We start from the raw sequence: 10,638 nt of genomic DNA, 5'->3' as shown, positions 1-10,638 counted from the left end.
CATCCACCACAACCAGCCAACGAGCGATCAGCAGCCGAAGCCACGACCCGCCGTTGCAGTATTAGGCCGTTCTGCGCGTACCCCATGGCAGTGGCCATGCCGGCGCGCAGCGCGGTGGCCGCCGCGAGCGCGGCCAAGGCGGGCAGCGCGGCCACCACCTTGTCGGCGGTCGGCCCACCGGCGAACAGTTCCACCAGCACGCGCTGCGCGGCGAGGAGCCCGAACGCGGACATCACGCCGGCGACCACCGTGGTCGCCGCCACCACCGATGTCCGTGCCCTGTCGGCGCGCCAACTCACGACGAGGGCGGCCCAGACCAGGCGGGGTAGTTCGGAGAAGACGGCGAACAGGCCGGCTTGCGCTCGCGCCCGCACGCCGGTCTCCCACCACACCTCTCGTAGCTCCGGCAGCACCGAATCCCGCTGTGGTGGTGCGGCAGGGGCGGGCGTGCGGTCGGGGTGGTCGGTTTTGGGCATGGCGGTACCTCCCGAAGGTGAGCACGGTGGGCGGTGGTGGTGTCTCGATGCGAACGGCGGGAGCGGAGGTGTCCCGTTGGCGTTCCCGGCTGGCGCAGCCGACGCTTCGCCCTTCCGGGAGGCTCCCCGGTTGGTGGGCCTACGGTCAGGTGACTCGGACGCCGTCTTCGAGGTAGTAGCTGCACCCGTCCGCACGGGCGTTCAGCGCCTCGGTGATCCGGCGGGTCAGCAACGGCGGTAGCCGCTGGGCGGCCTCTGGCGGGTCGGAGAAGGCCCAGCCCTTCAACTCGCCGGGCGGCACCACGATCCGTTCGTGCGCGCGGGGTTCGAGGGTGCCGCCGTCGAAGACGACCATGAGGCCCTCGGTGCGCCCGGCGCGGGCCGGCACCCAGTCCACAACCAGCAACCGACCCGGTGCCAGGTCCAGGCCGAGTTCCTCCCGGCACTCCCGGATCGCGGCCTGGTACGGCGACTCATCCGCCTCGACACAACCGCCGGGAATCTCGCTGAGTCGGCCTGAGGCGCGGTTCTCCGGTTGCCCGTGAGCCCGTTTCCTCAGGCCGCTCGCCGAACCCGCCGTGCGCCTCTCAACGCAACGGGCTCTCCACAAGATCTGTCGTCCGCGTTGGTTCATGACGCTGTCCATGGGGTGGGGATGTTGCCGCGGTATCGGTAGCGGACGACCGGGATCGCCGCGATCGGCCGTAGCGTCATCCCATCCGCGCAGAACGGGAGCCACTTCCCATCGGGCGTGGTCCACCGCTTACGGATGTCGCTCCAACTCCAGTGGTGGCGGGTCCGCAGGACCCGCACCAGCCGCCACCACACGATGTGGTCCAGCTTCGCGAAGACCTTCTGCGCGATGGCGTGTTTGAAGTAGTTCGCCCAGCCCCACAGAACTTGATTGACCTTGACCAGCATCGCTGCGAAGTCAAGCTGCGACGTACGACCTGTCCAACCGCGGATCTTGGCCTTCACCTGTCGGATCGGCCGCTGGCCGATGAAGGTGTAGACGAACCACTTGTTCGTGGTTCCCCTCTTGCGTCGCCGCTGGATGCGGAACCCAAGGAAGTCGAATCCGTCGTTGGTCAGGTGCGCCACCTGGGTCTTCGCCTGCGACAGCCGCAGACCCATCGGTGCCAGCACCTGCGCCACCTCTTCCTGCAAGGCCACCGCGTGGTCCCTGGTGCCATGCACCATGACGACGAAGTCGTCGGCGTATCGGACCAGTCGCCACGTCGGCTGCCCCTTGCTTCGGCGGTACTTGCGCTTCATCGGCGTACTCATCGACCCGCCCGGCTTCCACGGCTGATGGAAGTGCTCATCGAGCACCGTCAGCGCGATGTTGGCCAGCAGCGGCGACAGGATGCCCCCTTGGGGCGTCCCGGTCGTGGTGTCCTTGGCTTCACCGAGTTCGGTGAGGACCCCGGCCTTGAGGAACGCCTTGACCAGGCCCACGACCCGCTTGTCCTTGACCCGTGCCCGGACCCGCTCCAGCAGCCCCACATGCGAGATCGAGTCGAAACACGCCTCGATATCCGCATCCAGCACCCACTGGTAGCCCTTCGACCCAAACTGGTGGATCTCCGCAATCGCGTCGTGAGCGCGGCGCAGGGGCCGGAACCCATACGAGACCGGCTCGAAGTCGGCCTCGAATACCGGCTCCAACACCAACTTCAGCGCAGCCTGAACGACCCGATCCGCCACCGTGGGAATCCCCAGGCTGCGGACCTTGCCACTGCCGCCCGGCTTGGGAATCGTGCGTTCCCGCACCGGCAGCGGCGCGAACGTGCCCGCCCGCAAGCGGATGCGTAGGTCGTCCAGGAACCCCGGGACCCCGATCTCGGCTTCGACGCGAGCGACCGTCAGGCCGTCCACGCCCGCCGTGCGAGCTCCCTGATTTCCCGCGACCCGGTGATACGCCATGATCAGCGTCGCCGGGTCCGTGACGAAGTTGAACAGGTCGTCGAACCTGCGGCCAGGATCGGCCACCGCCCAACGGTGAAGTTTGGCCTGCATCTCCGATACCCGCACCCGGGGCCCCTTGGGAGCATCCGCGTCCGGCGCGCCGGTATCCACCAACGCATCTTTCAGCATTGCAGTGTCCTCTCCTCTCGATCTTGCTGCCGTCCTTCGCCATGTACGCGGCTTTCCCGCGCTCGGACTACTACGACGGCTCCGCCCCGACCCGCGCCGTTCGGCGGTCGGTGCGCCCAGCCCTCCCACCGCGCTGGCTGCTCAACGGGAGGGCGAGCACGGATCGGTTCCCGTGTTCGCTGCATTTCGTTCGTCGGAGCAGGAGCCCGACTGTGCCCCTGCGGCATCGCCACGAGTACACCGCAGAGTTCCTCGTGGCCTTCCCATCCGCGAATGAAAACGTCCGGGAAGTTCTCCGCCCGTAACCGGTCGGATGCGCACCGCCCCCGGCCCAGATCCACCAGGTTCGAGCCGGCACAAGTTGTAGGGACGTAAGACGCCGGTTCCTCGCGTACTCCTCTCCATCTCGCTCGACGGACCCGCACCATCTGGCAGTGCTGACACGTCCCGCCTTTGTCAGGGCTGCTCCCACCCTCCCCGGCACCACCCGGATCAGGCTGCCCTCAGCTACGCCGTCCTGCTGCGACAGAACGACGGCGGGGGTCTTCCACCCCCGCCCGAACTACAGCGCCTCACGGCGCAACCAGCCGGCCTTGTAGACCGGCTCGACCAGCAGAACCCGCTCGTCCGCGTCGGTGATCAGCAGCCCTGCGGCCATCCGCTTATGGGGCAGGCCAGCGGTGATGTCGCGGCGTTCGGAGGGCATGCAGGGACCGTAGGACGCCGGCCGGTCGACACGCCCGCAGCGCCGTGCGCCGACATTGTCGGCAGATGCCGACACAACTCCGACACCACATCCACCCCGTCCGCGTTATGGCTCCGCACCGTTGGACCCAGCGCCGTGAGCTGGGCATTCATCAGCCGCAGGCAACTGCCGAAGAGAGTCCCGAGGGTGCAGAAGTGTCACCGGGAGCAGCTACGGTGTCGGCTCATCGTGACTGTGGCACCGGGGGTGGCAGCGATGGTCGACCACGACGAGATCGCCGCCGCTCGCCACGCGCTCGGTCGCCACCTCGCCCACCTGCGTAAGGACGCCGGCCACACCCAGCACGCGTTGGCACGGCTCGTGCAGTACGGGCGCAGTTCAGTGGCGAACACCGAGACCGGCCGCCAACATCCCGAGCGGTCCTTCTGGTCCCGCTGCGACGCCGTGTTGCGCACCGGTGGCGTGCTGACCGCCGAGTACGACCGCATCGCCGACCTGGACCATCAACACCGCCATCGCCCGGCGCCCCCACCCGCTGACCCCGGCCCTGCTACCGACGCGGCAGCCGTGTGGTGGGAGCACAAGGAGCGCATCACCGCCCGCCGGTCCGCGCTGACCGTGACGGCTGATGACGACGCCCGGCTGGCGCACCTGGAGCACGAAGTGCGGCAGGCGATCGGTGACAACGAACGACTCCCGCCGGCCACGCTCGTGGCCCGGCTGCGTCCGCTGCGGGTCAGCGTCAACCAGCTGATGTCGGCCCGGCAGCACCCACCGCAACGCGCCCGGCTCTACACCGCCGCCGCCCACCTGTCCGGGCTCCTCGCCGCCCTCGCCCTGGACCTGCGAGCCTTCCCGGTCGCGCACGCCTACGCCGCAGAAGCCTTCGACCTCGCCCACGCCGCTGGGCAACCCGACACGCAGGCCTGGGCCCGCGCCACCCAAAGCCTGGTCGCCTACTACACCGGCAAGCACCGCGACGCGCTCGCCTACGCCGAAGACGGCTTACGCCACGCTGGCGCCGGCCCGCACCTCATCCGCCTCACGATCAACGGGCAGGCCCGGGCGCTCGCCCACCTCGGCGACCGCCGGGGTGTCCGCCAGGCCGTGGACCGTACGTTCGCCCTGCTGCCCGAACAGCCGGCGGACGGGCAGGTCAGCACCAGCCTCACCCTCGGCCCGTACTGCCCGACCCGGGCCGCCGCCAACGCGGCGACGGCCTACCTGGTCCTCGGCGACACCACCGGCGTCGTCGACCAGCTCACCGCCGCTGTCGCGGCGTTCGACGCGGCGCAGCTGCGCGGTCCGCAGGCGCTCAGCCGCCTCGATCTGGCCACGGCCCACGCGCGGGCGGGCGACCTCGACCACGCCGCTGGGCTGGCGCTGGAAGCACTCAGCCTCACCGCCGAGTACCGCTTCGAATCGGTCTACCAACGCACTCGTCAATTCCTTGCCGCCGCCCACCCCTTCGGACGTCACTCGCGACTACAGGATGTCGCGGACCTGTTCACCGAATTGACGCGTCCCGGCAGCCCGCCGCCACCGGGCCTACGATCGCCGACATGAGCAGCCGGGAATTGGCCAGCTTGCGGCAGCGGTGGACCGCCTACCGGGACTTGGCCGCATTCACCGAGCACTGGTACTGGCGTCCCGGCTGGCGCGCCGGCCGGCACTTCTACACCTGGCACCTCACCTTCCAGGAACAGCCCGACCTCCACCGCCTCGTCACCGACCTTCAACACGAGCTCCAGTTCCCCGGACTGGACCTGGTGCCGATCGACGGCCTGCACCTGACCATGCAGGGCCTCGGCTTCACCGACGAGGTGCCCGACGGCGACATCGAAGCGATCGTCACCGAAGCCCGGCAACGGTGCGCCGGCCTGCCGCCGCTGGACCTGTCCCTCGGCCCAGTCGACCCCGACGCCGAAGGAATCGGCCTGCTCGTCCGACCCTGGAGCCCCGTCGAACGGGTCCGCGCCGCGATCCGGGCCGCGATCGCCGCCGTGTGGCCAACCGTCCCCGAACCAGCTGACGGATTCCGGCCCCACGTCACGATCGCCTACAGCGGCGCGCCCGCACCCACCGCCCCCATCCGCGCCCGGCTGGCCGAGCTGCGGAACCTGCCGGCAGTGACAGCGACGATCAGCGAGGTGTCACTGATCGCCCTGCACCGGGAACACCGCACCTACCGATGGTCGACGCAGGCAACAGCGCCCCTGAGCGGACGAGGCCCCCGACATGCTGAAGCGCAGGCAGCTCGTGGCGATCAGTGATTTGGACATCTCAAGGGAGCTTTTGGCCTACCTCGAGTGCTATTCGGACGACGCCGTGTCGCTGTCCGAGCCCGTGAAGCTGCTGGCTGAGGAAGAGGGTTTCGCTTCCCGGCGAAACTTCTCGATGCATGTAACTGTCGGTGCTCTCCTGGTCCGCGGCGGCACCGAAGTGCTGCTCGTCGATCACCTGGCCTACGAGATCCCCCTGCAGCCGGGAGGACACCTTGAGCCGACCGACTCCACGTTGATCAGCGCGGCGGTGCGTGAGCTGGTAGAGGAAACCGGTGTTGATCCCAGCGGACTCGTCCCAGCATCGCAGATGCCGGTCTACGTCGAATACGGCAGAGTTCCGGCGCGGCCGGCGAAGGACGAGCCGGAACACTTCCATCTCGACTTCGGCTACTCGTTCTTGACGACGCAGGCGGACGTGGGGCGTATCCAAGAATCGGAGGTGGGAGGTGCGACGTGGTATCCCCTCTCCGTGGCTGAGCGGCTTGTCGGCCCTCGCATCGCGCGGGCGATGACCGCATTGACATGAAGCGATGACGGCCCAGCGGCCGTCACGTTTACTCATCGCCGCTCATGCTGAGGCCGGCGGTTGCCCGACCGCGACAGGCAGACCGCCGGCAGAATCGTACTCCGTCAACTTTGCCAATAGGCCAGGACAATCAGGTCTGGGAGCGCGGGGGGATGGCGGGTGCGGTCATGGTCAGGTATCGGTAGCCGATTTCGGTGAGCCTGTCGGCGTCGAGGCAGTGTCGCCCGTCGAGGACCAGCGGTGAGCGCATGGTGGGGGCGAACTTGGCCCAGTCGAGGTCGCGGTAGTGCGACCACTCGGTGGCGACCACGATGGCGTCGGCGTCGTCGAACACGTCTTCGACGCGATCGGCGAGGTGCTCGGCCAGGGTGGGCTGTTCGCGGCGGAAGCGATCGGCGGCGACGGGGTCGTGCAGGGTGATCCGGGCACCGCGCTCGAGGAGCAGATTCGCGATGTCAATGGCTGGTGAGTCACGCAGGTCGTCGGTGTCCGGCTTGAACGCGAGGCCGAGGATGCCGATCTTGCGGCCCTTGATGATGTGGAGTTCGTCGAGGAGCCGGTCGACGACCTTGGTGCGCTGACGGTGGTTGACGTCGCGGGCGGCGGTGACGATCGGCATGGCGAGGTGGTACTCGCTGGCGGTGGCGATGAGCGCTGCGGTGTCTTTGCCGAAGCAGGATCCGCCCCAGCCGATGCCGGGGTTCAGGAAGCGGGGGCCGATGCGGGCGTCGAGGCCGGTGCCGCGGGCGACTTCGCGGACGTCGGCGCCGACCTTGCCGGCGATCGCGGCGATCTCGTTGATATAGCTGATCTTGAGGGCGAGGAAGGCGTTGGCCGCGTACTTGATCAGCTCGGCCGAGGCCAGGTCGGTGGAGACCAGCGGCACGGCGCTCATGCCGGCGGGGCGGGGCAGCACGGTGGGCGGGGTGAAGGACTGGTTGAGAATGGGTCGGTAGAGCTGGTTGAGGAGATCCAGGCTCTTCTGGTTGTCGGAGCCGATGACGATGCGGTCCGGGTAGAGGGTGTCGGCGAGCGCGGTGCCCTCGCGGAGGAACTCGGGGTTCGAGGCGACGGCGAATCGACCGTCGGGGCGGTGGCCGTGGTGGCGTTCGTAGGCCTCGCGCAGGATCGCGTCGACCCAGTTGCCGGAGCCGATCGGGACGGTGCTCTTGTTGACCACGACGGTGAAGTCGCCACGCAGGTGTTGGGCGACGCTCTCGGCGGCGGATCGCAGGTACTGCAGGTCGGGGTTGCCGTTGTCGAGTTGCGGGGTCTGCACGGCGATGAACACGACGTCGGCGTCGGGTACGCCGACGGCGTATTCGGTGGTGAAGGTCAGGTGGGAGGCCGCCTGCTCGAGGAGCGCTTCCAGATGTGGCTCGTAGATCGGGCAGTGGCCGCCGCGAAGGGTGTCGATCTTCTGCTTGTCGAGGTCGATGCAGGTGGTGTCGTGGCCCAGGAAGGCCAGGCTGACGCTGGTGGTGAGACCGACGTATCCGGTGCCGACAACACAGACCTTCATTGAGCGTTTCCTCTCGCCATGAACGATACCGACGCGTGGTGATCCGGATCCAAAAGTGTCGCTGACCAGCGATTTTTTGCTGCGGCGGTCGGCCGGCTTGAAGGCCGTGGCCCGCCTGCTGCCCGCCGGAATGATACCGACCGGAGGCGGGCGGCGGGTCGTGTCGGACTGGACATTCGGGTCAAGAAGCGGCGGCGGCTCCGCTGCTGTTCAGATGTCCGAGCAGGGTGTCCTTCTGCCCGAGATAGTCCCGGTTATCGGGGGTGATGAAACCGGAGAGTGGGACACGGTCGACGGTGATCCCGGCGGTACGGAGGGCGTCGATCTTGTGAGGATTGTTGGTGGCGAGTCGGGCTGAAGTGACGCCGAGCCAGGCCAGGACGCTTGCGGCGGGTCGGTAGTCGCGGGCATCGGTGGGTGCGCCAACGGCGGCGTTTGCGGCAACGGTGTCGTAGCCCTGGTCCATGAAGGTGTAAGCGCGGATCTTGGTAGCAAGCCCGATGCCGCGGCCTTCGTGGCACAGCATGTAGAGCAGGATCCCGTAGTCGGATGCGCCGATCATGCGCAGGGATGTGGCCAACTGGGGGCCGCAGTCACATTTGAGGGATCCGAGCAGGTCACCCGTGGCGCAGGCGCTGTGAATTCGTACCAGCGGATTCTGTTGGGCGGCGGGCTGAGGGCGGTGGACGGCGGCGAGGACCTCCTCAGGGCCGATCTCGGGGCCGAAGGCATGCAGTTGGAATTGTCCGTAGGCGGTGGGGAGGTCACAGCCGGCGAGCCGAACGGTGGTGGTCATCTCGTCTTCTCCGTAGCGGTGCTGTCGGGTGTGGGCTTGTGGGCGATGAGCAGGACGTGTTCGGACATGCCGAGGAGGGAGGGTTCTGCCTCGACCCGGCGGATCGCCCGCATAAGAAGGTCGCGGCGCTGTGGGTCGCGGAGGCGGTCCGCGAGGTCGGGCAGCAGTTTGGCGGCGCCTTCGACCGCGAGCAGGGCATGCGGGCGCAGGCCCACGGCGGTGGCTTCTACGGCGAGGTCACTCGGGTTATGGAAGTAGCCGGTGGTGAACAGCCGTCGATCACCGGTCGGGTTGCGGTGTTGCCCGTCGCGAAGATGCCGGATCAGGATTGCCTCCACCGCCGGGTCGTCGTAGAGGTTCTTGGCGAGGTACTCCCAGGTGGTGTAGTAGCGGGACGTTGCTGCTGCGGCGACCACGCCGCCTGGGACGAGTACGCGATACGCCTCGTCCCAGGCGCGGGCGCGGTCAGCGGCGCTGGTGAGGTGATACAGCGGGCCGAGCAGGAGAACGGCGTCGCAGCTGGCGGAGCCGAGCGGCACTTGGCGCGCGTCCCCGCGCGAGATCGAGGCCAGCGGCGACTCGGCGCGGGCTGACGTGGTGGCGGCTTGCTCCAGGTGCAGCGGGACAGGGTCCACGAGGTGGACGCGGTAGCCGTCCGCGGCCAGCTGAAAGGCGTACGCGCCGGGTCCTCCGCCGACGTCGGCAATCGTTCCGGCTGGGGGAAGGTGGCGGGCCAGGATGTCGCGGGTGCGCAGGTACTCGATGTGGCGGCGCGGGTCGCTCAGGCGTCCCTGCTCGGCCCCGTGGGCGTAGAAGGCGAGGACCTCCGGAGTGATGCTGGGCGCTACGGTCACGTCGGGAGGGTGCAGATTCACGCTGCTGCCTCCGGTGCGCCATGCTCCAGGTCCGCGAGGAAGCCGTCCTGGAATTGTCGACGCAGGCGGGTCTGCTGTGCCGACATGACCGGACCGCGGAAGCGGTCGAGGATCGAGGCGACGCTGCCGCCGATCGCCGGGCTGCTGCCGATGGCGCTGAGCAGCTTGAACTGCATCACGAGGTAGACCGGCGGACATTCACGCGAGTTGCCGAGTTGCGCTGGGGACCAGAATCCGAGGTGGTAGTCCAAGCCTGCCAAGGTCAGGCACCGGTTCGCGAGATCCATGTTGGTTCGCAACAGGGCCATCTCGTGGGCGGTGATGTCCCGGAGTAACGCCCTCAGCCTGACGAGGCCTTGCCAGCCGGGTTCGGATAGCCAGGTGAGGTTGTTCAGGTTCGCCGCAACCTGGCCGGGCGGCAGCAGTCCCGGCCGAGTCCACGGGAGCGACACCGCCGGGCTGCCGGTGAAGCACTCCCGCAGCTGCGCATACGCGCTGGCGGCCACCTCATGAAGTTGGACGAGGAGGCACGCGCAGGCGGTATCGAGGAGGAAGTCCCAGTCCGGAAGAACGATCTTGAATCCGACTGGGCCACCAACAGCGGACAGATCTGCGTCGCCCGCCAGATGGCAGCCGGCAGGCAGCGGCTGCGTACGGTATGCGTCACGCATGACCTGCGCGGCCAGGTGCGCGATGGGGTCCACCAGCGCCCGTCGTCGGTTGAGGTCGTCTACCTCGCCCAGCGGCACGATCGAGGCGTCGCGGTAGGCGGCGGCGGGCCAGCAGTTGAGGTGCCAGTGCATCCGCTTGTCCCACCACTGCCCGTTGTCGCGGTCGACCGTGTACGGGTCGTGGTTCGTGCCGATCATGAGCTGCGCCCCGTCGAGGTCGAACCGGCGCCGAGTCGAGGAGGCGTCGACGTAGCCGACGAACTGCCTACAGAGCTTGAGCAGCGCCGTCAGCATGACCTCGGGGACATCGCTGACCGACGACGCGATTACTCTGTCGTCGCCGACTGTGGCAAGCAGCATCATGTCGTACACGCTGTGCGGGAATGCCTTGTCGATGACCGCGAGCCGGTCCCCGGATCGTCCGGCGGGATATTCGCGCAGGATGTTGGCGCCGTAATGGTCGCGGTAATGCGGGCTGAGGTTGCGCACGTCCGGTGGCGGCGCGGCGAATCTCGGCATGGGAAGGCTGGGAATGACCGGCAACGTCATCGCCGACGCCGGGTAGAGCGGCCCGAACCGGTCCGCGACCGGGCGACGAGTCGTGACGGCGGTCATGCCGGCATCAGGGCCATTGCGTAAAACCGGTGACGTTACGTGACTGCGTCGATGAGTTGGGTTGATCGG

At 68.2% G+C, this 10,638-nt stretch carries 10 protein-coding genes and 1 pseudogene; 3 read left to right on the top strand and 8 right to left on the bottom strand.

Annotation, left to right across the window (positions count from 1 at the left end):
- From ACFHWY_RS26785 to ACFHWY_RS26770, 4 genes and pseudogenes are all read right to left on the bottom strand, one after another.
- Positions 1 to 476: pseudogene (locus tag ACFHWY_RS26785) on the bottom strand (hypothetical protein); the annotation flags it as partial.
- 145 nt (positions 477 to 621) lie between these two features.
- Entirely contained in the window at positions 622 to 1,086 is a 465-nt protein-coding gene (locus ACFHWY_RS26780) for an NUDIX domain-containing protein (protein WP_416583029.1), read from the bottom strand.
- A gap of 20 nt (positions 1,087 to 1,106) precedes the next feature.
- Positions 1,107 to 2,702, bottom strand: a complete 1,596-nt coding sequence (gene ltrA, locus ACFHWY_RS26775) for a group II intron reverse transcriptase/maturase (protein ID WP_416583028.1) — start codon at positions 2,700 to 2,702, stop codon at positions 1,107 to 1,109.
- Between the two features lie 433 nt (positions 2,703 to 3,135).
- Positions 3,136 to 3,279, bottom strand: coding sequence for a hypothetical protein (locus tag ACFHWY_RS26770; RefSeq protein ID WP_416583027.1), 144 nt, complete (start codon positions 3,277 to 3,279; stop codon positions 3,136 to 3,138).
- A gap of 228 nt (positions 3,280 to 3,507) precedes the next feature.
- Between ACFHWY_RS26770 and ACFHWY_RS26765 the strand changes: the two genes are divergently transcribed.
- The 3 genes from ACFHWY_RS26765 to ACFHWY_RS26755 are packed head-to-tail and all read left to right on the top strand — an operon-like array spanning position 3,508 to position 6,090.
- A complete protein-coding gene (locus ACFHWY_RS26765) occupies positions 3,508 to 4,845 on the top strand; it encodes a helix-turn-helix domain-containing protein (RefSeq protein WP_416583026.1) in 1,338 nt (445 codons plus the stop codon).
- On the top strand, positions 4,842 to 5,552 hold the full coding sequence (locus ACFHWY_RS26760; RefSeq protein ID WP_278125683.1) for a 2'-5' RNA ligase family protein: 711 nt from the start codon (positions 4,842 to 4,844) through the stop codon (positions 5,550 to 5,552). The genes ACFHWY_RS26765 and ACFHWY_RS26760 overlap by 4 nt, the downstream gene beginning before the upstream one ends.
- Positions 5,518 to 6,090 carry an NUDIX hydrolase gene (locus tag ACFHWY_RS26755; RefSeq protein WP_416583025.1) on the top strand — a complete coding sequence of 191 codons (573 nt, stop codon included), beginning with the start codon at positions 5,518 to 5,520 and terminating at the stop codon, positions 6,088 to 6,090. Before ACFHWY_RS26760 ends, ACFHWY_RS26755 begins: the two co-directional genes overlap by 35 nt.
- A gap of 130 nt (positions 6,091 to 6,220) precedes the next feature.
- Here ACFHWY_RS26755 and ACFHWY_RS26750 read toward each other — a convergent pair whose 3' ends face one another.
- From ACFHWY_RS26750 to ACFHWY_RS26735, 4 genes are all read right to left on the bottom strand, one after another.
- Positions 6,221 to 7,612, bottom strand: coding sequence for a UDP-glucose dehydrogenase family protein (locus tag ACFHWY_RS26750; protein WP_416583024.1), 1,392 nt, complete (start codon positions 7,610 to 7,612; stop codon positions 6,221 to 6,223).
- A gap of 181 nt (positions 7,613 to 7,793) precedes the next feature.
- Entirely contained in the window at positions 7,794 to 8,408 is a 615-nt protein-coding gene (locus ACFHWY_RS26745; protein WP_416583023.1) for a GTP cyclohydrolase II, read from the bottom strand.
- On the bottom strand, positions 8,405 to 9,262 hold the full coding sequence (locus tag ACFHWY_RS26740) for a class I SAM-dependent methyltransferase (protein ID WP_416583022.1): 858 nt from the start codon (positions 9,260 to 9,262) through the stop codon (positions 8,405 to 8,407). Before ACFHWY_RS26740 ends, ACFHWY_RS26745 begins: the two co-directional genes overlap by 4 nt.
- A 17-nt stretch (positions 9,263 to 9,279) precedes the next feature.
- Complete coding sequence (locus tag ACFHWY_RS26735; RefSeq protein ID WP_416583030.1) at positions 9,280 to 10,569, bottom strand: hypothetical protein; 1,290 nt, start codon at positions 10,567 to 10,569, stop codon at positions 9,280 to 9,282.
- Positions 10,570 to 10,638 lie beyond the last annotated feature (69 nt).

It is taken from the genome of Micromonospora sp. LOL_024 (assembly GCF_048060415.1).
GTDB lineage: Bacteria > Actinomycetota > Actinomycetes > Mycobacteriales > Micromonosporaceae > Micromonospora.
The sequence above is the reverse complement of the archived record's forward strand: the minus strand, read 5'-3'. Positions and strand labels throughout refer to the sequence as shown.